The 22,230-nt window shown below is 70.3% G+C and carries 17 protein-coding genes; 8 read left to right on the forward strand and 9 right to left on the reverse strand.

The features are described from left to right. Positions 1-89: 89 nt before the first annotated feature. Complete coding sequence (locus ACFYZZ_RS29630) at positions 90-698, reverse strand: YceI family protein (protein WP_389182223.1); 609 nt, start codon at positions 696-698, stop codon at positions 90-92. Positions 699-973: 275 nt separating this feature from the next. Between ACFYZZ_RS29630 and ACFYZZ_RS29635 the strand changes: the two genes are divergently transcribed. From ACFYZZ_RS29635 to ACFYZZ_RS29650, 4 genes are all read left to right on the forward strand, one after another. Continuing rightward, positions 974-1,471 (forward strand): hypothetical protein, encoded by a 498-nt coding sequence (locus ACFYZZ_RS29635; protein ID WP_389182685.1) that lies wholly within the window; start codon positions 974-976, stop codon positions 1,469-1,471. Between the two features lie 21 nt (positions 1,472-1,492). Beyond that, the gene (locus ACFYZZ_RS29640; RefSeq protein ID WP_389182226.1) at positions 1,493-3,838 is read left to right on the forward strand and encodes a polysaccharide lyase 8 family protein; all 2,346 of its coding nucleotides are present in this window, start codon (positions 1,493-1,495) and stop codon (positions 3,836-3,838) included. Between the two features lie 154 nt (positions 3,839-3,992). Next, complete coding sequence (locus ACFYZZ_RS29645) at positions 3,993-5,588, forward strand: acyl-CoA carboxylase subunit beta (protein WP_386576542.1); 1,596 nt, start codon at positions 3,993-3,995, stop codon at positions 5,586-5,588. Between the two features lie 57 nt (positions 5,589-5,645). Further along, positions 5,646-5,843 (forward strand): acyl-CoA carboxylase subunit epsilon, encoded by a 198-nt coding sequence (locus tag ACFYZZ_RS29650; protein ID WP_386576541.1) that lies wholly within the window; start codon positions 5,646-5,648, stop codon positions 5,841-5,843. Between the two features lie 147 nt (positions 5,844-5,990). Here ACFYZZ_RS29650 and ACFYZZ_RS29655 read toward each other — a convergent pair whose 3' ends face one another. The 8 genes from ACFYZZ_RS29655 to ACFYZZ_RS29690 all read right to left on the reverse strand — a co-directional run bounded on the left by ACFYZZ_RS29655 (position 5,991) and on the right by ACFYZZ_RS29690 (position 16,462). Next, on the reverse strand, positions 5,991-6,572 hold the full coding sequence (locus ACFYZZ_RS29655; protein WP_071369867.1) for an ATP/GTP-binding protein: 582 nt from the start codon (positions 6,570-6,572) through the stop codon (positions 5,991-5,993). After that, the gene (locus ACFYZZ_RS29660; RefSeq protein WP_389182231.1) at positions 6,553-7,122 is read right to left on the reverse strand and encodes a DUF742 domain-containing protein; all 570 of its coding nucleotides are present in this window, start codon (positions 7,120-7,122) and stop codon (positions 6,553-6,555) included. Before ACFYZZ_RS29660 ends, ACFYZZ_RS29655 begins: the two co-directional genes overlap by 20 nt. 96 nt (positions 7,123-7,218) lie before the next feature. Continuing rightward, positions 7,219-7,632: a roadblock/LC7 domain-containing protein gene (locus ACFYZZ_RS29665; protein WP_004983065.1), complete on the reverse strand. Its 414-nt coding sequence runs from the start codon at positions 7,630-7,632 to the stop codon at positions 7,219-7,221. Between the two features lie 10 nt (positions 7,633-7,642). Next, complete coding sequence (locus ACFYZZ_RS29670) at positions 7,643-10,921, reverse strand: nitrate- and nitrite sensing domain-containing protein (protein WP_389182234.1); 3,279 nt, start codon at positions 10,919-10,921, stop codon at positions 7,643-7,645. 377 nt (positions 10,922-11,298) lie between these two features. Next, entirely contained in the window at positions 11,299-11,874 is a 576-nt protein-coding gene (locus ACFYZZ_RS29675; protein ID WP_067301226.1) for an ATP/GTP-binding protein, read from the reverse strand. Next, positions 11,855-12,253, reverse strand: coding sequence for a DUF742 domain-containing protein (locus tag ACFYZZ_RS29680; protein WP_019058642.1), 399 nt, complete (start codon positions 12,251-12,253; stop codon positions 11,855-11,857). Before ACFYZZ_RS29680 ends, ACFYZZ_RS29675 begins: the two co-directional genes overlap by 20 nt. A 111-nt stretch (positions 12,254-12,364) precedes the next feature. Then, positions 12,365-12,778: a roadblock/LC7 domain-containing protein gene (locus ACFYZZ_RS29685; protein WP_003973453.1), complete on the reverse strand. Its 414-nt coding sequence runs from the start codon at positions 12,776-12,778 to the stop codon at positions 12,365-12,367. A 9-nt stretch (positions 12,779-12,787) separates the two neighbouring features. Further along, positions 12,788-16,462 (reverse strand): nitrate- and nitrite sensing domain-containing protein, encoded by a 3,675-nt coding sequence (locus ACFYZZ_RS29690; protein WP_389182238.1) that lies wholly within the window; start codon positions 16,460-16,462, stop codon positions 12,788-12,790. 568 nt (positions 16,463-17,030) lie between these two features. Here ACFYZZ_RS29690 and ACFYZZ_RS29695 point away from each other — a divergent pair. From ACFYZZ_RS29695 to ACFYZZ_RS29710, 4 genes are all read left to right on the forward strand, one after another. Then, positions 17,031-17,225, forward strand: a complete 195-nt coding sequence (locus ACFYZZ_RS29695; protein ID WP_386576537.1) for a hypothetical protein — start codon at positions 17,031-17,033, stop codon at positions 17,223-17,225. A 173-nt stretch (positions 17,226-17,398) separates the two neighbouring features. Then, positions 17,399-18,184, forward strand: coding sequence for a fumarylacetoacetate hydrolase family protein (locus tag ACFYZZ_RS29700; protein WP_389182241.1), 786 nt, complete (start codon positions 17,399-17,401; stop codon positions 18,182-18,184). After that, positions 18,177-19,661 carry a glutamate--tRNA ligase gene (gene gltX, locus ACFYZZ_RS29705; RefSeq protein ID WP_389182244.1) on the forward strand — a complete coding sequence of 495 codons (1,485 nt, stop codon included), beginning with the start codon at positions 18,177-18,179 and terminating at the stop codon, positions 19,659-19,661. The genes ACFYZZ_RS29700 and gltX overlap by 8 nt, the downstream gene beginning before the upstream one ends. Before the next feature lie 221 nt (positions 19,662-19,882). Then, positions 19,883-22,132 carry a FlgD immunoglobulin-like domain containing protein gene (locus ACFYZZ_RS29710; protein ID WP_389182246.1) on the forward strand — a complete coding sequence of 750 codons (2,250 nt, stop codon included), beginning with the start codon at positions 19,883-19,885 and terminating at the stop codon, positions 22,130-22,132. Positions 22,133-22,230 lie beyond the last annotated feature (98 nt).

Below are 22,230 nucleotides of genomic sequence, written 5' to 3' on the forward strand. Positions count from 1 at the left end.
GGCGGACGCCCGCCCTCTCTTTTCGGGGGAGTGGAGGGCGGGCGTGCTCAGGGTGCGGAGGTCTCGGGGGCGGCTGAACCGCCGGAGGCTCACGCGTTCTTGATCGCCGAGATGTCGAAGTTCAGCTTGATCTTGTCGGAGACCAGGAAGCCGCCGGTCTCCAGCGCCGCGTTCCAGGTCAGGCCCCACTCGGAGCGCAGGATCTCGGTCTTGCCCTCGAAGCCGACGCGCTCGTTGCCGAACGGGTCCTTCGCGGCGCCGTTGAACTCCAGGTCGATGCTGATCGGCTTGGTCACGCCGAGGATGGAGAGGTCGCCGGTGATGCGGTAGTCGTCGCCGCCCAGGGCCTCGGCCTTGGTGGAGCGGAAGGTCATCGTCGGGAACTCGTCGGTCTTGAAGAAGTCCGAGGACTTCAGGTGGCCGTCACGGTCGGCGTTGCCGGTCTCGACGCTCTCCATCCGGACGTCGATCGTGGCGGTGGACTTGGCGGGGTCGGCGCCGTCCAGGTGCAGGGTGCCGTTGAAGTCCAGGAAGCTGCCCTTGACGTTGGTGACCATCGCGTGGCGGGCCACGAAGCCGATCGTGGTGTGCGCGGGGTCGAGCGTGTAGTCACCGGTCAGCGCGGCCAGGTCGGGGCTGACGGTGGCGGGCGCCGAGGCGGGGGTGGGGGTGCTTTCCTTGCGGCTGAAAATGCCCATGACGTGCTCCTTGGGGACGGGCGCGGTCGACGAGGCCGAAGCCGCGGCCTTTCTGTTTAACGTTCAACGAACCTAACGACACCGACCGTAGACCTATTCCGTTCGGTTTTCAACATCATGCGTATCGTGTCTTCACGGTAACCAAGAGTCACCGTGCGCGCCCTCTGGTGGACCCGTGCAGGGCTCGGGCACCATCGGCGTGCGCCACCTGCACAGCCGCCCCACAGGAAGCACGGCCATCCGCAGGAAGGGTCCCCATGAAGGCCACGAAGGTCATGAAGGTCCGCTCCGTCCTGACCGCGCTCGCCCTCGTCGTCGCCCCCGGCGTCGCCGTCGTCGGCACCGCCACCGACGCCTTCGCCGTCACCAAGATCAGCCATGCGACCGCCACCCAGATGTTCCGCGACGTCGGCATCACCTGGTCCTCCTCGGGCAACTGCTCCGACCGGAACAACCCCACCTGTACGTCCTTCGAGCAGCTCAACCTCGCCACCGCACAGGGCGCCCAGACCCTCAAGCGGGCCAGTGGCTGCGCCCTCAACATCACCGGCGGCACCGAGACCGGCCACGCCTCCGGCACCTACTCCCACTGGAACGGCTACAAGCTCGACTACGGCAAGAACACCTGCGTCACGTCGTACATCAAGGGCAACTTCACCTACATCGGTCTGCGCGGGGACGGCGCCCCGCAGTACCGGTCCGGCTCCGGAAACATCTACGCCGACGAGGGCAACCACTGGGACGTCCTCTACTACAACTGCGGCGGCTGCTGAACAGGGGCGGTGACCACCGGCATGGGTACGACCGGACCGACGCGGCGAGCCCTGCTGCTGGCCGCCGCCCTCACCGCCACCCTGGCGCCCCGGGCCCACGCGGCACCCGCCGCAGACCCCTACGACACCCTCCGCCGCCGCTGGCTCGACATCGCCCTCGGCACCGGATACGACCCAGCCGCCGAGCCGTACGCCTCCCGTCTCTCCCAACTCGGTGCACTGGCCAGGGACTTCCGGGGCGCCATGGTTCCTGCCCCGGCCTCCCTCTGGCCCGGCCACCCCTTCGACCCGCCCGCCGGCATCACCTTCAGCTACGGCCGCCTGTGGACCATGGCCCAGGCCTACGTCCAGCCCGGCACCGGCTCCACCGGCGACGACACCCTCCTCGCCGACGTGCTGCGCGGACTCGACCACCTCTCCGCCACCGTCTACAACCCGGCCACCACCCGCTACGGCAACTGGTGGGAGTGGCAGATCGGCAGCCCCCGGCTCCTCATGGACCTCACGGCCGCCCTGTACGACCACCTCGGTGAGACCCGGGTCGCGACCGCCTGTGCCGCGGTCGACCACTTCATCCCCGACGCGATGCTCACCGACTACTCCGGCACCTCCACCGGCGCCAACCGCGTCGACCTATGCCGCTCCGTCGCCCTGCGCGGCATCCTCGGCCGGTCCGGCGACCGTGTCGCGCTCGCCCGGGACGCCCTCTCACCGGTCTTCCCGTACGTCACCCGGGGCGACGGCCTCTACGCCGACGGCTCCTTCGTCCAGCACACCTGGGTCGCCTACTCCGGGACGTACGGCCAGGTGCTGCTCGACGGCCTCGGGCGGCTGTTCGCACTGCTCGCCGGTTCGCCGTGGGAGGTCACCGACCCTGCCCGGCAGAACGTCCTGGACAGCGTCGAGCACGCCTATGCGCCCCTGATCCACGACGGGTTGGTGATGGACTGCGTCAACGGCCGTGCCATCAGCCGGGGTTACCTGCTCAGCGACGACCTGCACATCATGCGCAGCGACCACTTCCACGGACAGGCCCTGATCGCGGCCATCGCCCTGCTCGCGGGCGGTGCGAGCGAGGGGGAGCGGGAGCGGTGGCACGGCAGGATCAAGGGCTGGATCCAACGCGACACCGTGACACCGATCCTGACGGCAGGTCAGTTCGAGGTCGCCGATCTCGCCCGGCTGCACGCCGTCGCCGACGCGGCCGTACCCGCGAGCCCGGAACCCGTCGGGCACCACCTGTTTCCGGCCATGGACCGGGCCGTCCACCGTCGCCCCCGCTTCACCGCAGCGCTCTCCATGGCCTCCGACCGCATCGCGCACTACGAGTGCGGCAACGGCGAGAACCCGCGCGGCTGGCACACCGGCGCCGGGATGCTCTCCTGGTGGCCGACCGGGGGTGACGATCGGTCCGATCCGTCCGGTCGGACCGATCAGTACACGGACTGGTTCTGGCCGACCGTGGACTGGTACCGCCTGCCCGGTACGACCCTGTCGACCAGGCGCCTGGCCGACCGGGCCGGCGGCGAGTGGGGTGCCCCCAAGCCGGACGTCCGCTGGGTCGGCGGCGTCACCGACGGCGAGTACGCGGCCGTCGGCCAGCACCTCAAGGGGCTCGGGTCGACACTGGAGGCCCGCAAGTCCTGGTTCTTCCTCGACGACGCCGTCGTCTGCCTGGGCGCCGGGATCACCTGCGCCGACGGCGTCCCCGTCGAGACGGTCGTGGACAACCGCAACCTCGGCGAGAACGGCACCCAGGCCCTTGTGCGCGGCCCCGGCTGGGCCCATCTGGAGGGTCACGGCGGCTGGATCCTGCCGTGCGGCGGCGAGCTGCGCAGCCGGCGCGAGGACCGCACCGGCGCCTGGTCCGACATCAACACCACCAGTACGGCCGAGCGCCGCACCCGCCGCTGGCAGACCCTCTGGCTCGACCACGGCACCGACCCGGCCGCCGCCGCGTACGCCTATGTCCTGCTGCCCGGCGCCTCCCGCGCCGAGGTCGCCGCCCGGGCCGCCGACCGTCACTGGCTGCGCGTCCTCGCCAACGACGCCCGCCGCCAGGCCGTCGCCGTGCCCGCGCTCGGCCTGACCGCGGCGAACCTGTGGGAAGCCGGTACGGTGGGTGGCCTGACCGCCTCCGCGGGCGCGAGCGTGCTCGTCCGGCGCCGGGGCGGGACCGCTACCCTCTGCGTCAGCGAGCCGCCCCGCACGGGCACTCCCCTGGAGATCGTCTGGGACCACCCCGTGCGCTCGGTCGTCCGTGCCGACGACACCGTGGAAGTCCTCTCGACGGGGCCCCGTCCGAGGCTCCGTGTCACTCCAGGGATGGCATGCTCCACACACGAATGTGAGCTGGCTCTCAGGTGACACCTTTGTTGCCTCCCTACAACGCCGACGCCCCCTGAGCAGTCGGAACGGCTGCATGCCCCCCTGGTTCTGTTTGGTGGCACCAGGAAAACGGGCTGGAGACTGTACGGAGTCGACGGCTCGCTTTCCTTGGTGTCCTTCGTAAGGTCGCTACATGACCGTTTTGGAAGAGACGACGGGTGAGCCGACCGGCGAGCCGACGGACGCGCGCGGACGGGTCGCCGAGCTGCACGAGATCCGTGCGCAGGCCGTGGCAGGCCCCAGCGAGAAGGCGACCGAGGCGCAGCACGCCAAGGGCAAGCTGACGGCGCGGGAGCGCATCGAGCTGCTCCTGGACCCGGGGTCCTTCCAGGAGGTCGAGCAGCTGCGCAGGCACCGGGCGACCGGTTTCGGCCTGGAGGCGAAGAAGCCGTACACCGACGGTGTCATCACCGGCTGGGGCACGGTCGAGGGCCGCACGATCTTCGTGTACGCCCATGACTTCCGGATCTTCGGCGGCGCGCTGGGCGAGGCCCACGCGACGAAGATCCACAAGATCATGGACATGGCCATCGCGGCCGGTGCGCCGCTGGTCTCCCTGAACGACGGCGCGGGCGCCCGTATCCAGGAGGGCGTCTCGGCCCTCGCCGGCTACGGCGGCATCTTCCAGCGCAACACGAAGGCCTCGGGTGTCATCCCGCAGATCTCCGTGATGCTGGGCCCGTGCGCGGGCGGTGCGGCCTACTCCCCGGCGCTGACGGACTTCGTGTTCATGGTCCGCGAGACCTCCCAGATGTTCATCACCGGCCCGGACGTGGTCAAGGCGGTGACGGGCGAGGAGATCACCCAGAACGGCCTGGGCGGCGCGGACGTGCACGCCGAGACGAGCGGTGTCTGCCACTTCGCGTACGACGACGAGGAGACCTGCATCGCCGAGGTGCGCTACCTCCTCTCGCTGCTCCCGCAGAACAACCGCGAGAACCCGCCCCGGGTGGAGACCGGCGACCCGGTGGACCGCCGCAGCGACGTCCTGCTCGACCTGGTCCCGGCGGACGGCAACCGGCCGTACGACATGGCCAAGGTCATCGAGGAGATCGTCGACGACGGCGAGTACCTGGAGGTCCACGAGCGCTGGGCGCGGAACATCATCTGCGCGCTGGCCCGTCTGGACGGCCAGGTGGTCGGCATCATCGCCAACCAGCCCCAGGTCCTGGCCGGCGTCCTGGACATCGAGGCGAGCGAAAAAGCTGCACGCTTTGTCCAGATGTGTGATGCTTTCAACGTCCCGATCGTGACCTTCCTGGACGTACCGGGGTTCCTGCCCGGTGTCGACCAGGAGCACGGCGGAATCATCCGCCACGGCGCGAAGCTGCTGTACGCCTACTGCAACGCGACCGTGCCGAGGATTTCGCTCATCCTGCGCAAGGCGTACGGAGGTGCCTACATCGTCATGGACTCCCAGTCGATCGGCGCCGACCTCACCTACGCCTGGCCCACCAACGAGATCGCCGTGATGGGCGCGGAGGGCGCGGCCAACGTCATCTTCCGCCGTCAGATCGCCGATGCCGAGGACCCCGAGGCCATGCGGCAGAAGATGGTCAAGGAGTACAAGGCCGAGCTGATGCACCCGTACTACGCGGCGGAGCGCGGCCTGGTGGACGACGTCATCGACCCCGCCGAGACCCGCGAGGTCCTGGTCAAGTCCCTGGCGATGCTGCAGTCGAAGCACGCCGACCTGCCCTCCCGCAAGCACGGCAACCCCCCGCAGTAACCGAGCGGACCCGTCGCGGCAACCCCGCGGACCTCTCTCTCACGGAGACTGACATCCATGAACACGCCTGACATCCGCGTCGAGAAGGGCCACGCCGAGCCCGAGGAAGTCGCCGCCATCACGGCCGTCCTCCTGGCCCGTGCGGCCGCCCAGCCGGCGGCCTCGTCCCAGACCCACCGAGGCCGTGCCAAGGCAGGCTGGCGCCGCCTGGAGCGCGAGCCCGGCTTCCGGGCGCCGCACAGCTGGCACGGATAAGCCGCGCCGCTCAGCCGGTTCCTGAGGGCCCCTCTGCTGCAGAGGGGCCCTTCTTGGTGTGCGGGCCCAGGAGAGACAAGCGCCGCTGCGGCGGAAAGCAGAAGGGCCCTTCCCCGTGCGGGGAGGGCCCTTCTGCAAGGCGGTCGGCTAGCGCAGGCGCGCCATCAGCGCGTGCTCCACCAGGGTGATCAGCGCCGACTTGGCGTCCGCGCGGTGGCGGGCGTCCGTCGTGATGATCGGGGTGTCGGGGCCGATCTGCAGGGCCTCACGGACCTCGTCCGGCTGGTACGGCTGGTTGCCGTCGAAGCCGTTGAGGGCGATGACGAACGGCAGGCCCGAGTTCTCGAAGTAGTCGACCGCGGGGAAGCAGTCGGCGAGACGGCGGGTGTCCACCAGGACGATCGCGCCGATGGCGCCGCGCACCAGGTCGTCCCACATGAACCAGAAGCGGTCCTGGCCCGGCGTACCGAAGAGGTACAGGATCAGGTCCTGGTCCAGGGTGATACGGCCGAAGTCCATGGCCACCGTGGTGGTGGTCTTGTCTCCGGTGTGGGTGAGGTCGTCGATGCCTGCCGAAGCGGACGTCATGACGGCCTCTGTGCGCAGCGGGTTGATCTCCGAGACGGCGCCGACGAACGTGGTCTTGCCCACGCCGAAGCCGCCCGCCACCACGATCTTCGCTGAGGTGGTGGAGCGGGAAGGACCGCCGCTAGAGCTTGCGAAGTCCACTGAGCACCCTTTCGAGCAGTGTCACGTCTGGCTGGCCACCGGCGTTCTCGTCGCCGCCGGGCTGATGGATGGCGACCAGGCCCGCCTCCGCCAAGTCGGCGACGAGGATCCTGGCCACGCCGAGGGGGATCGTGAGCAGGGCCGAGACCTCGGCCACCGACTTGATCTCCCGGCACAGGTTGCAGATCCGCTGATGCTCGGGCAGCTGGCCCTGCATCTGGTGCGGCTGCGCGGTGGTGTGCACCAGTGCCTCGATGGCGAGCTGGTAGCGCGGGCGGGTCCGGCCGCCGGTCATGGCGTACGGACGCACCAGGGGGTTGTTGGAAGCCGTGGCCGGCGCCGGCTCGGGGCGGCGCTGGGGCTGTACCGGCTGGATACGCGGGGCCGGCGGCTGGTCGTACGGCGACGGACCGGGGCCCTGCGGCGCGTACGGCTGCCGGTGGCTCGGGGCGGAGGGGAAGTTGTACCGGTTCGCGGAACCGTCGCCCTGGCCCTGGGCAGGGCCGTACGACCAGTTGCCGTTATTCGAACCGCCTGGGGGTGTTGCCACTTTCTCTCCTCCTCCGACCGTGCCGGGCACCCATCCCTGTGGAGCCGCGTCCCGAAACCTTACGGCCCCGGGACGCGTATACGCACCGTTCGTCTGTTAGTTGAGAAGGCTTCCCTGGAGTTCTGCACGCAGATCCGGGGTGAGGACCGTGCCCGCGCGGTCCACCAGAAGGGCCATCTCGTACCCGATGAGGCCGATGTCCGCCTCCGGGTGAGCCAGAACGGCGAGTGACGAACCATCAGAGATGGACATGATGAACAGGAATCCCCGCTCCATCTCCACAACCGTCTGATTCACGCTGCCTCCCTCGAAGATCCGGGAGGCGCCTGCCGTCAGAGACGTCAGACCGGAGGCGACGGCCGCGAGCTGATCGGCGCGGTCGCGGGGGAAGCCTTCGGACATAGCCAGAAGGAGTCCGTCGGCGGAGACCACCACCGTGTGGGACACCCCCGGGGTGTTGTCCACGAAGTTGGTGATCAACCAGTTCAGGTTCTGTGCCGCCTGGCTCATCGGGCTCACACTAACGCTCCTGGTTGTAGGTGCTGTCAGGGCCGAAGCCCTGGCCGTTCGTTTCACTGCCTGCGCTGCGTCCGCGCTGGACGCCCCGACGCAGGTTGCTCAGCCTGCCCCGGACGTCCTCCGGGGCGCGGGAGACCTGTGGGCCTCCCTGAGGGGTGCTCTCGGCGGTGCCCTCGACCAGGTTGGCCTTGGGTACCCGCCGCGGCAGGCCGGAGGAGGTGACCCCGCCCGCCTTGGGCTTCCGGAGCTGTGAGGCCTGCTGCCAGCGCTGGTCGTTCGCCGAACGCCAGCCGCTGTCGCCGTTCTGCCCCGGGGAGTTGCCCGGTGCGGGAGCCGGCGCTTCCTGCTGCACGCGTGCCGTGCCGTTGGTGGCGCTCGAACCGTTGGAGCCGCTCGGGACGGCACCGCGGCGGGGCAGCCCGGCGTCGGTCAGCGTGTGGGCGGCGGGAGTGGCCGGTCCCGGACGGTCGAAGCCTACGCGGTTCCGCTCATCTGCGTCACCGGCCTGCGCGGATTCCGTTTCCGGAGCGTACTGGGCCGGATAGCCGTTCTGGTAACCGTCCTGCTGCGGCTGCTGCGGCCAGTCGTCCTGGTAGGACTGGCTCTCGTAGGAGCCGAACCCGTCGGACCCGGAGGCGTGCGCGGGCGCGTGCTCGTCCTGAGCGGGCTCCGAATACGCGGGCTCGGGGTAGCCGCCGCCGTTCTGGCCGAAGCCGTCACGCTGCGGCAGACCGCTGTTCGGCGCGTAGTACTGGTCGTCGTAGGGCTTCTCGTACGAGGTGTGCTGCTGCTCCTCGTAGGTCTGCTCCTGGTACGCCTGCTCCTGGTACGCCTGCTCCTGGTACGCCGGCTGCTCGGTGTAGCCCGTGCTGCTGCCGTCGTAGCCCTGCTGTGCGTCGAACTCGTCCTGGTACGCGGGCTGCTCGGGGCTCTCCTGCGCCTGGCCGTGGCTCTGGGCCTCCAGGGCCGCCCGGCGCCCCTCACGCATCAGGGAGCGGCCGACGGGGTCAAGACCGCTGATGTCGTCGGGGACATCGGTGTAGCGGCTGTCGTCGAAGCCCAGCTCGGCGGCGGTGCGCATGGGGCCCACCTGGCCGAAGCTCTCACCCGGGAACTGCTGCTCCGGGATGATCTGGGAGACCGTGAACTCCTCGCGGTCCAGCGGCGCCTCGCCGCCACCACCGTGCGTGATCGCGTCCGGCAGCATGACAAGCGAGGTCGTGCCGGCCTGCTCGCCCGAGGGGCGCAGCTGGACACGGATGCCGTGCCGGTCGGACAGCCGGCCGACCACGAACAGGCCCATGCGCTGCGAGATCGCGGCGTCCACGGTCGGCGGGTTGGCCAGCTTGTGGTTGATGTCCGCGAAGTCCTCGGCGGTGAGGCCGATGCCCTTGTCGTGGATCTCGATCATCACGCGGCCGTCGGGGAGACGGGTCGCGGTGACGCGGACCTTGGTCTGCGGGGAGGAGAACGTCGTGGCGTTCTCCAGCAGCTCGGCGAGCAGGTGCACGAGGTCGGTCACGGCACGGCCGTGGATCTCGGCCTCCGGGACACCGGACAGCTCGATGCGCTCGTACTGCTCCACCTCGGAGGAGGCGGCGCGCAGGACGTCGACCAGCGGGACCGGCTGGTCCCAGCGGCGGCCGGGCTCCTCGCCGGCGAGGACCAGCAGGTTCTCGCCGTTGCGGCGCATACGGGTCGCGAGGTGGTCCAGGCGGAAGAGGTTCTCCAGCTGGTCCGGGTCGGCCTCGTTGTTCTCCAGGTCGGTGATCAGGGTCAGCTGGCCCTCGATCAGCGACTGGTTGCGGCGCGACAGGTTGGTGAAGATCGCGTTGATGTTGCCCCGCAGCAGGGCCTGCTCGGCGGCGAGCCGGACGGCCTCGCGGTGGACCTGGTCGAAGGCCCGGGCGACCTCGCCGATCTCGTCCGTCGAGTTGATCGGGATCGGTGCGACGCGGGTGTCGACGCGGCCGGGGTCGGTGCGCGAGAGCTGGTCGACCAGCATCGGCAGGCGCTGCTCGGCGATACCGAAGGCGGCGTTGCGCAGCTGGCGCATCGAGCGGCTCATCTGGCGGGCGACGGTACCGGCCAGGATGAACGCGAAGAGCAGGGCGACGACGACCACGGCGCCGGTGATGAGCGCGGAGGTCTTGGCGTCGTCGGCGATGTCGGAGGCCTCGTTCACCGCCTTGTCGGTGAGATCCGACTCGATCTGGCGGTAGGCCTTGTACTTGAGGGTGTTGACCGCCCACCAGTTGTCGGCGGTGATGCCCTTGGTGGCGAGCGCGTCACGCGTGAGCGGATCGGTGTCCTTCAGCGTGGCCAGTGCCGAGACCATCGTCTCCGGCTTGGACGGCGGAGGGACGTACTTCGGGTTCTGCTGCTTGGCGGCCGCGGCCATGGCGGCGCCGTCCGTCTTCATCTTCGCCTGCGCGTCGGTCAGCTTCTGCGCGTCGGCGTCGGTGCCACCGCCGATGTACTCCTCGAGAGCGATGCGCTCCAGGTAGGCGTACGAGGACAGGGACACCCGCTGGGTCGCCAGGTTCGGGGCGTCCGGGCCGGGCTTGACCAGCAGGTGCGTGCCGATCGACCGCTCCAGCGACAGTGCCGCCTTGGTCAGCGAGATGGCGTAGACGGTACGGCCGTAGGAGGTGATGTTGCCGGTGCCCAGACCGAGTTCGTTGGCGAACTCCATCAGGGGGTGGCTGACCCCGATGTAGCCCTCTTCGGTCTGCACGCCGATGGTCTTGCTGGTGTACGCGACCTGGCGCAGCGTCGACAGCTTGGTCTCGGCCTTGCGGAACTGCTGAAGACGGCGCTGCAGACCGGACTTGTCCGGCATGTTCTGCGCGGCCTGGTCGAAGGCGCTGGCGGCCTGGTCCGTGGCCTTGCGCGCCCCGTCGATGGTCGCCTTGCCGTCCTTCTTGTTCAGCAGCAGCGGGGCCGCCGTGACGTCACGCTCGTTCTCGAGGGCGTCGGCGTAGGCGAGGGCGGCGCGCACCAGGCGGGCGGTGTTCTCCGCGTCCTGGGCCTGCTGCCAGGTGTCGATCGAGGCCTTCACCTGGAAGCCGCCCATGACGAGACCCACCGCCACGGGTATGAGCAGAATCGCGTTCAGCCTGGTCGGCACGCGCCAGTTGCGCGGGGAGAAACGGCCGCCGCTCTTCGCGGGTGCGGCCGCCGGCTCCGAACCGGGCACAGGGGTGGGCGCCGCAGCGCGCGGCGGCGGGGTGAAGTTGCCCCGCGCCGACGGCTCGGGACCGTTCTTGCTTCGCCTCACTCGACCAACAACCTCTCGGCGGTCGGCACCTTCGTCGTGCCGCAGTCTCTCAGAGCCCCGTTCGTCATCGACCACTAGGTACGTCTTTGACTATTGGGCAGTTCAGGCATTCCAGCACGTGGACCAGCGCACTTCCAAACAGTGGAAACCCCCGGAGGGTGCGCTTGTAAGCCCTAGATAAAACGGTCATAAAGAGCGAGCCCCGCCAAAAGGCGGGGCGTTTGTGAGCACAGCGGTACCGCTCGACCGCGTCGCGTGGTGATACCGGGCGATTCCTCTGCCGAACTGTTATGAACAGCGGAGCCGACCGTGTCAAAGGCCACAGTCGGCTCCGATTGCATTACGACAACTGCCGTATCACGCGTCGCACTTGAGTGCTAGCGCAGGCGGGCCATCAGGGCGTGCTCCACCAGCGTGATCAGCGCACTCTTGGCATCCGCACGATGGCGGGCGTCGGTCGTGATGATCGGCGCGTCCGGCCCGATCTGCAGGGCTTCGCGCACCTCGTCCGGGGTGTACGGCTGCTGGCCGTCGAAGCCGTTGAGGGCGATGACGAACGGCAGACCGCTGTTCTCGAAGTAGTCCACGGCCGGGAAGCAGTCGGCGAGGCGCCGGGTGTCCACGAGCACCACCGCGCCGATGGCGCCGCGCACCAGGTCGTCCCACATGAACCAGAAGCGGTCCTGGCCCGGCGTACCGAAGAGGTACAGGATCAGGTCCTGGTCCAGGGTGATACGGCCGAAGTCCATGGCCACCGTGGTGGTGGTCTTGTCTCCGGTGTGGGTCAGGTCGTCGATGCCCGCCGAAGCGGACGTCATGACGGCCTCTGTGCGCAGCGGGTTGATCTCCGAGACGGCGCCGACGAACGTGGTCTTGCCCACGCCGAAGCCGCCCGCCACCACGATCTTCGCCGAGGTGGTGGCCCGGCCCGCGTCAGAGCTTGCGAAGTCCACTGAGCACCCTTTCGAGCAGCGTCACGTCCGGAGCGCCGCCGTTGTTCTCGTCGCCACCCGGCTGGTGAATGGCGACCAGGCCGGCCTCGGCGAGGTCGGCCACCAGGATCCGGGCCACGCCGAGCGGCATGGCCAGCAGCGCCGACACCTCCGCGACCGACTTGACCTCACGGCACAGGTGGCAGATGCGCTGGTGCTCCGGGAGCAGTCCCATGAGTGCTGCCGGGTCGGCCGTGGTGCTGATCAGCGCCTCGATGGCGAGCTGATAGCGCGGCCGCGTCCGGCCACCGGTCATCGCGTACGGACGTACCAGCGGCTGGTCGCCCTCATCCCCGTACGGCTCCGCGTACGGATCATGAGAGGCGGTGGGCGGGGTCATGAATCCTCCGGGCGGGACAGCAAGTCGGTCAGTCAAGCCGTCTTTTGGGGCCGGTGGGGGGATTGTGGCGGCCGGACGGTGTTTTCGTGAGGTGGGTGGTGCCGGGGCGGGTCAGTGGAGCAGACTGCCCTGGAGTTCGGCGCGCAGGTCCGGGGTGAGTACCGCACCCGCGCGGTCGACGAGCAGTGCCATCTCGTAGCCGACAAGGCCGATGTCGCACTCCGGGTGGGCCAGTACCGCGAGGGACGACCCGTCCGAGACGGACATCAGGAAGAGGAAACCGCGCTCCATCTCGACGACCGTCTGTGCCACGTTGCCGCCCTCGAAGATCCGGGACGCCCCGGCCGTGAGGGAGGTCAACCCGGAGGCGACGGCGGCGAGCTGGTCGGCGCGGTCCCGCGGGAAGCCTTCGGACATCGCCAGCAGAAGGCCGTCGGCGGAGACGACCACCGTGTGCGACACCCCGGGGGTGTTGTCCACGAAGTTGGTGATCAACCAGTTCAGGTTCTGTGCCGCCTGGCTCATCGCTCTCAACTAACGCTCCTGCTGGTGAGTGGGGTTCGGGTAGCTGCCGGTCTGGCCGTTGCCGACCTGACGACCCTGTGCGATACCCCGACGGAGATTGGTCAGCCGGCCGCGTACGTCGTCAGGCGCACGCGAGACCTGCGGACCGGCTTGGTGCTGTTGCTGCTGAGCCGTGCCCGGGACGAGGTTCGCCCGGGGCACCCGGCGCGGCAGGCCGGAGGTGGTGATGCCACCCGCCGCGGGCTGCCGGACGCGCTCCGCCTGACGGACGAGTTCGTCGTTGGGCGAGGTGCGCCAGGAGCCGGTGGCGGCAGAGCGCTGCGGAGCGGGCGCGGGCGCCTGCTGCTGCGGTGCCGGGGACGGAGCCGGGGGGTTGTCCGGCTGCCGCTCCGGCTGGGTGCCGTGGAACCAGTTGGTTTCCAGAGTGTCGTACAGCGGGGTACGACCGTCGACCGGACCGGTGGCCGGCGGCAGTGCCTCCGGCTCCCGGCGGGCCGGACGCTGCTGCGGGGCCGGCGGGCGCGAGGCGCCGAAGTCGCCGCCCTGCTGGGGCCGCTCGAACTGGCCGGTGTTCGCCGGGCTCTGGCCCGGGCGGCCGGGCAGCGCGTGCTGGCCGGTGGAGCTGCCGTTGAAGCCGGCGTCGTAGGCCTGCGGGGCCGCGAACTGGCCGGTGCTCTGCGGGGCCTGCTGCCCGGGCGCCGACGTGCCGTACACATCGGGGCGGACGAACCCGTTGTTGTCCTGCTGGCCGTACTGGCCGTTGCCCTGCTGGGTGCCGGGACGCGGGAACTGGCCCGTGGAGTTGTTGGCGCCGATGTCGGGGCGGGGGAACTCGCCCGTGGCGGACGGGCCCTGCGTGTCGATGCGGGGTATCTCCGCGGTCGCGCCCGGGCCCTGCCGGTCGTCGATGCGCGGCATGCGCGAGGTCTGCGCCGGGTCCTGCTCGTCATGGCCGCGCGGGGTGTCCAGCGAGGCGCGTGACTGCGGGGCCTGGGCGTTGTCGCTCCAGTCCTGGGTGCGCGCGGGCGGGTTGCTGCCGGGCAGCTCGGCCCGCGGACCGCCGCGCGGCGACAGCTGCTGACGGCCCTGGTCGGCAGCGCCCGCGCCACCGCGCGGCTGCGCAGGACCACGACCACCGAAGGCGTCCTGCTGCGATCCGCCGACGCCCCCGGACTGCAGGCCCTGCGTGGCACCCGGACCGCCGTAGCCGCCCGCACCCGCACCGGCCGGCGCCTGCCGGCCCTGCTGCGAGGTACCCGGACCCTGCGGACCACGCGCGCCACCCGGCGCACCGGGACGGCCGCCCTGGCCGGCGCCGGGCAGCGCGGCCCGGGGACCCTGGCCGGCGCCGACCTGGCCACGCGGGGACGGACCGGCGCCGAGGAGGCCGCCGCCGGACGGGGCACCGCCGAGGGCACCGCCCGAGCCGTTGCCGCCGTTGCCCCGGCGGGCGGCGGCAGCACCGGCCGCGGCCTGCGCGGCGGCCGGACCACCGGTCGGCGCGGGGGCGCCGGGCTTGCCCGCGGGCTTCTTGCCGCCCTGGGCGACGTCGACGGGGAGCATGACCAGCGCGGTCGTACCACCGGAGTCGGAGGGGCGCAGCTGGATGCGGATGCCGTGGCGCTGGGACAGCCGACCGACCACGAACAGACCCATGCGGCGGGACACCGAGACGTCCACGGTGGGCGGCGAGGCGAGCCGCTCGTTGATCGCCGCGAGGTCCTCGGGGGAGAGGCCGATACCGGTGTCGTGGATCTCGATCAGCACCCGGCCGTCGGGCAGGGCGTGACCGGTGACCTTGACCTTGGTCTGCGGCGAGGAGAAGGAGGTGGCGTTCTCGAGCAGCTCGGCGAGGAGGTGCACGAGGTCGTTGACGACGCGGCCGGCGACCTCGGTGGTCGGGACCGCGGCCAGCTCGATGCGCTCGTACTGCTCCACCTCGGACGCGGCGGCGCGGAGCACGTCGACCAGCGGGACCGGGCGGGTCCAGCGGCGGCCGGGCTCTTCACCGGCGAGAACGAGGAGGTTTTCACCGTTACGGCGCATACGCGTCGCGAGGTGGTCGAGCTTGAAGAGGGAGGACAGCTGGTCCGGGTCGGCCTCGCGGGACTCCAGTTCGGAGATGAGCGAGAGCTGACGCTGGATGAGGCCCTGGGAGCGGCGCGAGAGGTTGGTGAACATCGCGTTGACGTTGCCCCGCAGCAGGGCCTGCTCGGCGGCGAGGCGGACCGCCTCGCGGTGCACGTCGTCGAAGGCCGCGGCCACCTGGCCGATCTCGTCCCGGGAGTGCACACCGACCGACTCCACGGACGTGTCCACGTCCTGCGGGTCGGACTCGGACAGCTGCTTGACCAGCTCGGGCAGGCGGTCCTGGGCGACCTTGGTGGCGGTCTCCTGAAGACGGCGCAGCGAGCGGATCATGGAGCGGGCCACGACGAACGCGCCGACGAGCGAGATGCCGAGGACGATCAGGATCAGCGCACCGGAGATGATCGCGTCGCGCTCGGAGGCGCTGCGCAGCTCGCGGGCCTTCTGCTCCATGTCCTCGAGCAGCGAGTGCTCGATCTTCTTCATTCCCTCGATCTTGGTCGAGCTGTCGTCCACCCAGTCCCGGTACGAGCGCGCCGGCAGGCCGTCGAGGCCGGTGGGGGACTCGAAGGTCCGCTTGGCGTAGAGATCGGCGGACTGGATGATCGGGTTGCCGTCTTCGATCGGCTTCAGCAGCAGGTCCGGGTTCTGGTTGCTGTAGATCTTCCGGAAGATCGCGATCTCGGAGTTCTCGCTCTCGTACGCCGACTGGCCGTAGAGGCGGTCGTTCGAGGAGAGCGTGCCCTTGGCGTTGCCGCTGGTGGTCAGCGCCGCGGCGATGACGGCACGCTGCACGGACGCGTACTCCTTGGCGCTGGAGAAGGCCGCCAGGGCGCGGGTGCGCGTGATCATCTCGGGGTTGCTGGACGCCTCGGCCATGGCCTGGGAGAGGTCGACCAGCTGGGTGATCAGGCGGTGGTACGACTCGACGGTCTGCGTCGAGTTGCCCTTCGCCTGGTAGGCGGACCGGCGGATCTTGGCCAGGTCGTCCAGCTGGTTGGCGAGGCTCACCAGGGTGTCGCGGACGCCCTGGAGGTTGCCGTTCTTGCTCGCCTCGTCGATCTCCTCGGAGGCGTTGAGGAAGTTCTCGCGGGCCCGGTCGGTCCTGTCCTGGTAGCCCTTGATCTGGTAGTCGGTCGACTTCAGGCCGTGGGACAGGGGACCGGCGGACTGGTCGCGCTCCTCCTGGAGCGCCTGAGCCAGCTCGGTGGCCTGCTTGGTCATCTCCGTCAGCAGCTTCATGTTGTCGAGCTGCTGGATGTCGGTGATGTTCTGGTCGATGCGCAGCGCGCCCAGCGAGGTGGCCGCCACCACGGGGAGCGCGAGCAGCGAGACCAGACGCGTGGAGATGCGCCAGTTGCGCAGGGCAACGCGCGAACCGGAGCCGGTCGGGCCCTGGACGGGCTTCACGGTCGGGGTGGGGTTCCCGGTCTTCGTGGGGCCCGCCGAGGAGGACGCGCCGGGGCGCCCACCACTGTCCCCGGACGGGGCCGGGCCCGGGATCTGGGCGTGCTGGGGCGTGGAGCCACGGTCGGTCCCGCCGTGCGCCTGCGGCTCCGCCGAAGCGCTGCCATCCCTCTTGAAACGTCCCTGCACTAGCGTCGCAACCTCTGGACCAGGCACCCCCCCGGTTGAACGGAGGGACACGGTGTCGGCGTATTGGAGAACGCCCTGAATGCGCCCTCCGAGTGGTCTGGAGTGACCGGCGCAGGTTCCCCCCTATCTCGCCGCCACTCGGCGCTGCGTTGCGCCCTGCGCGCCGGCTCGATCCCGCGGCGGTCCGTGGAATTCCAGCACAGTGCCGGATCTCCAACAAGGGCCGTGTCCCGAGCTGTGACCTACGTGACGGACTGTGGGGTAAGTGTCACCGGTTGTGGACCGTGATCCAGGCCAAAGCGGACGCATCCCTGCGAATCGCCCCCTGGTGTCACGTGTCCCAGTCGCCATGATCAGGAGCGGAATGACTGCTTCAGGGGGTCAATGTCCGTTTCGGCGGGGAGAGTTGTCGGCCGGAATTGACCGGTTTGCCCGTGGATTCGTGAGCAAACTCACATGCAGATCATGGGGGGTTCATGTCTGAGCCGGGGAATCGCATGTTTAGCCTGACGCTTTACAAGATGGGCGACTCTGCCAACTCCGACACGAAGCCACAGGACGTACAACGGTGAAGACGACGATGATGTTCCGCAACATAGCCAACCCGCGGCGCACGACTCTGGCGCACCTCGAGGACGCCGACGAACTGCAGACGCCCGAGCTGCCGGAGCACTCCGTCGACCTCCCCGCCCAGACGGCGAACCCGCGGCGCACGGTTCTCATGGAGATCCCGGTGGCCGCGGCGGTCGCGGCCGGCGAGTAGCCGAGCGGGCACCGCACACGCACGGCGAGCGCGGCCCGGAAGATCGTCGCAGGTACGACGATCTTCCGGGCCGCACTCGTCCCCGGCGTCCGCCGCCTTCCCGAACGAGGCAGGCCCGACCGGTTAACCTGGGGCGTCAGTACGCCGGTACTCAGTGAGGGGCGCAGGATCCCGTGCGCATCGCCAGGTTCTCCATCGACGGGAACGTAGCCTTCGGCGCGGTCGAGGGCGAAAAGCAGGACGAACTCGTCCTCGACATCATCAAGGGCATCCCGTTCGCGGACTACGAGCTGTCCGGGACGAAGGTGCCGCTGAGCAAGGTCAGACTGCTCCCGCCGGTTCTCCCCAACAAGGTCGTGGCGTTCGGCCGCAACTACGCCGACCACGCCAAGGAGCTGGGCAACGAGGTGCCCGAGACCCCGTTCGCCTTCTTCAAGCCGTCCACCTCGGTGATCGGCTCCGGGGACGAGATCCAGTACCCGTCCTTCTCGCAGGAGCTGCACCACGAGGCGGAGCTGGCCGTCGTCATCGGCCGCATGTGCCGCGAGGTGCCGCGCGAGCGCGTCAAGGACGTGATCTTCGGCTACACCTGCGCCAACGACGTCACCGCCCGCGACGTGCAAAAGCGCGAGAAGCAGTGGGCCCGGGCCAAGGGCTTCGACACCTCCTGCCCGCTCGGCCCCTGGGTGGAGACGGGCCTGGACCTCGACCGCGCGAACGACCTGACCATCCAGCTCACGGTCAACGGCGAACAGCGCCAGCTGGGCCGCACGAGCCAGATGATCCACTCCATCGAGGACCTGATCGTCAACATCTCCGAGGCCATGACCCTGCTGCCCGGCGACGTCATCCTCACCGGCACCCCCGCAGGGGTCGGCCCCCTGAACGTCGGCGACGAGGTCGCCGTCACCATCGAAGGCATCGGCACTCTCACCAACAAGGTTGTCAAGCGTGGCTAGCGCATCCGGCTCCCCCGTACGCGTCCGTTTCTGCCCCTCGCCCACCGGTAACCCCCACGTGGGCCTGGTCCGCACCGCCCTGTTCAACTGGGCGTTCGCCCGGCACCACCAGGGCACCCTGGTCTTCCGCATCGAGGACACCGACGCGGCCCGCGACTCGGAGGAGTCGTACAACCAGCTGCTCGACGCGATGCGCTGGCTGGGCTTCGACTGGGACGAGGGCCCTGAGGTCGGCGGCCCGCACGCGCCGTACCGCCAGTCGCAGCGCATGGACCTCTACAAGGACGTCGCGGACAAGCTCCTCGACGCCGGCCATGCCTACCACTGCTACTGCTCCCAGGAGGAGCTGGACACCCGCCGCGAGGCCGCCCGCGCCGCCGGCAAGCCGTCCGGCTACGACGGCCACTGCCGCGACCTGAGCGCCGAGCAGGTCGAGCAGTACCAGGCCCAGGGCCGCACCCCGATCGTCCGCTTCCGGATGCCCGACGAGACGATCACCTTCACGGACCTGGTCCGCGGCGAGCTGACCTTCACCCCGGAGAACGTTCCGGACTACGGCATCGTCCGCGCCAACGGTGCCCCGCTGTACACGCTGGTCAACCCGGTCGACGACGCCCTGATGGAGATCACCCACGTCCTGCGCGGCGAGGACCTGCTCTCCTCCACCCCGCGCCAGATCGCCCTGTACAAGGCCCTGACCGAGCTGGGCATCGCCAAGCGGACCCCGGCCTTCGGCCACCTGCCGTACGTCATGGGCGAGGGCAACAAGAAGCTCTCCAAGCGCGACCCGCAGTCGTCCCTCAACCTCTACCGCGAGCAGGGCTTCCTGCCCGAGGGCCTGCTCAACTACCTGTCGCTGCTCGGCTGGTCGCTCTCGGCCGACCAGGACATCTTCACCATCGACGAGATGGTCGCCGCCTTCGACATCGCCGACGTGAACCCGAACCCGGCGCGCTTCGACCTCAAGAAGTGCGAGGCGATCAACGCCGACCACATCCGCATGCTGGATGTGAAGGAGTTCACGGAGCGCTGCCGCACCTGGCTGAAGGCGCCGTTCGCCCCCTGGGCGCCGGAGGACTTCGACGAGGCCAAGTGGCAGGCGATCGCCCCGCACGCCCAGACCCGCCTCAAGGTCCTCTCCGAGATCACCGACAACGTCGACTTCCTGTTCCTCGCCGAGCCGGTCTTCGACGAGGCGAGCTGGACGAAGGCGATGAAGGAAGGATCCGACGCCCTCCTGCGCACCGCCCGCGAGAAGCTGGAGTCCGCGGACTGGACGTCGGCCGAGGCCCTCAAGGAGGCCGTCCTGGCCGCCGGCGAGGCCCACGGCCTCAAGCTCGGCAAGGCCCAGGCCCCCGTCCGCGTGGCCGTCACCGGCCGCACGGTCGGCCTGCCCCTGTTCGAGTCCCTGGAGGTCCTCGGCAAGGAGAAGACGCTGGCCCGCATCGACGCGGCGCTGGCCAAGCTCTCCGCGTAGCCACTTCTCGTAGCGACTCCTCGTAGCGACTCCTCGTACGGCGTCTCTTCGCGGAACACGGCTGAGACAGGGCGGCGTCCCTTTCGGGCGCCGCCCTTCGTCCGTCCACCGAGCCGTCGTCCGGCGTTCACCCCTGCGGCCAAGCTCCGCTTCCCGAACGGACGTTGGATGCTCCCTGTGCGCGTGATGTGCATGCGCAGCCTGTTCAGGGGGTGGGGGACGTGACCCGTTCACGAGGCGAGGCGATCCGTGTCCGAAGACTGGCCACGGCGGTCGTCGCCGGAGCGGTGGCGCTGACCTGCGCCGCGGCGACCGCGCCCGCGCAGGCCGGGCCGGCCGTCGCGGCGCCGGCCGGCACCGTCACGCTCAGGTCGGAGCGGCCGACCTACGTCGACTACCTGTGGACGGGGGCGTCCGGGTTCCAGTGGCGTGCCCGGAACGCGGGCAGCTTCGGCACCTGGGTGGGCTACCCGGGCTTCGTCCCGCCCGCGCACGCCGGCCCGGACGACCTGGCCACCGGCACCGACGTGGTCAGCACCAGGGACGGTGCCAAGGTCACGCAGCAGCACCGCTCCACGGGCGTGACCGCCACCGTCACGATCCCGGCCGGTCAGACCTATGCGACCACGTCCGGCTGGAGCGTGCTCACCGAGGACGCCTCCGCCACCCCGCACGTGCTGCGCGCCGCGGCCGACGGCTCCACCACCGACCTTCCGGTGACCGGGCTCCCCGCGGGCGCCCGGCCCACCGACTACGTCCCCGGCGGCTCGGTGAGCCGCGTCGCGATCGTCTACACCCTGGACGGCACGACCTCCGTGGGTCTCGTGGACCTGCGGGACGGCACCTTCCGCACCTACGTCACGGGCGTGGCCGCCGCCCCGCCGGTCCGCTTCAACGACCGCTGGCTGGTCGCCGACTGGAAGTACATCCGCACCGACGCCGCCCCCGGCACCGAGCCCACCGGGCTCACCCGCTGGGGCGCCGACCTGGTGGCCGTCGTCGGTGACCAGCTCCTCATCGGCAACCCGACCTTCGTCCAGGCCGGCACCAAGCCCGCGCTGACCTCCCGTTCACTGGCCACCGGCGAGACCCGCACCGTCCTCGCGGACTCCTCCGGCGGGATGGCGGCGACCCCGGACGGCGGCGCGCTCGCCACGGCAGGGCCGTCCAGCCTCGACTGGAACGTCCACCGCATCACGCCGACGGCGGACGGCGGGACCGCCACCGAAAAGGTGGCCCAGATCCCGGCCGACCGGATCCGGGTGGAGGGACTGGCCCTCGCCGGGGGCGAGCTGTTCCTGGACGGCAGGGAGGGGGACGGGCACCGGTTCTTCAGCTTCGCGGTCGACGCCGCCGGCCGCCCGGCCGGACCGCAGACCCGGCGCAGCCGCGCGCTGGCCGCCCCGACCTGCCTCACGGGCGACGCCGCCTGCCCGCAGATGGAAGCTCTCGGCGACGGACGGGTCGCTTTCCTGTTCACCGACTATTCCGGCCAGGAGTCGGTGATCGAGACCGGCTTCGACACCGGCGATCTGCCGAGGGTGCCGACGGGCGACGCCCGCGGCCGCATCGCCGGTGGCACCGGTCGCTACGTGCTCTACAACGGCGGTACGCCCGGCGTGCAGAAAATCGTCGACTTCCCGCGCGGCGCCACCTCCGGCACGGTCGCGCTCAGCCGCGGCCGCACCACCGCGGCGGTCTGGGGCCAGGTCCTGTGGACGCCCGGCAGCGCCAGGGGGTCGATCACCGGCCGCGATCTGAAGACCGGCCGGACCACGACCACCGTGGCCACCGGCGCCCCGTGCACGCCCACCGACATCCAGGCCGTCAACACCTGGCTCTACTGGAGCTGCGGCGCCGCCGGCCCGGCCGGGGTCTACGACCGGGCGGCCAGGCGGAACATCCCGGTCCCCGCCGGCCCCTCCCCGGCCCGCCTCGCCGACGGCTTCCTGGTGCGCGAGAACCGCACCACGCACGAACTGCGGCTCACCGACGTCCACACCGGTACCGCGCACACCCGCACCGTGGCCGTCCTGCCCAGGACGGACCAGAACACCGGCGGCAGCAACGGCCGCTGGGCCGTGGACCGCTTCGGCGGCCAGATCGCCTACCTCACCGCGACCTACGGCCAGGTGGTGATCGTCCCCAGCGGCGTCCCCACCTCGCCGCTCGCGCAGATGGAGGCGCAGGTCCCCTCGCCGTCCGTCATCGGCACGTCGATGCCGTGGTCGCCGGTGTGGCAGCTGAACAAGCCGTCCACCTGGACCCTGACGCTCGCCACGTCCTCCGGCACGGTCCTGCGCACCCTCACCGGCGCCTCCACGGCAGCGGCCGTACGCCCGGCCTGGGACGGCAGGACCGACAGCGGCGCCGGTGTCGGTTCCGGCAGGTACACCTGGAAGCTCACCGCCCGGCCCCGCGACGGTCAGGGCAGGACCCTGGCCCTGACCGGCACGATGACCCTCGGCTGACGGCGCGCGGAAGGTACGGTCGCTCTGATCACGATCAGAGCCGTGGCCTGGGACGGGGACGACACCCCCTTCGACGCCGCATCTGCGACGGTACTGTC

This window comes from Streptomyces sp. NPDC001816, assembly GCF_042892235.1.
Taxonomy (GTDB): Bacteria; Actinomycetota; Actinomycetes; order Streptomycetales; family Streptomycetaceae; genus Streptomyces.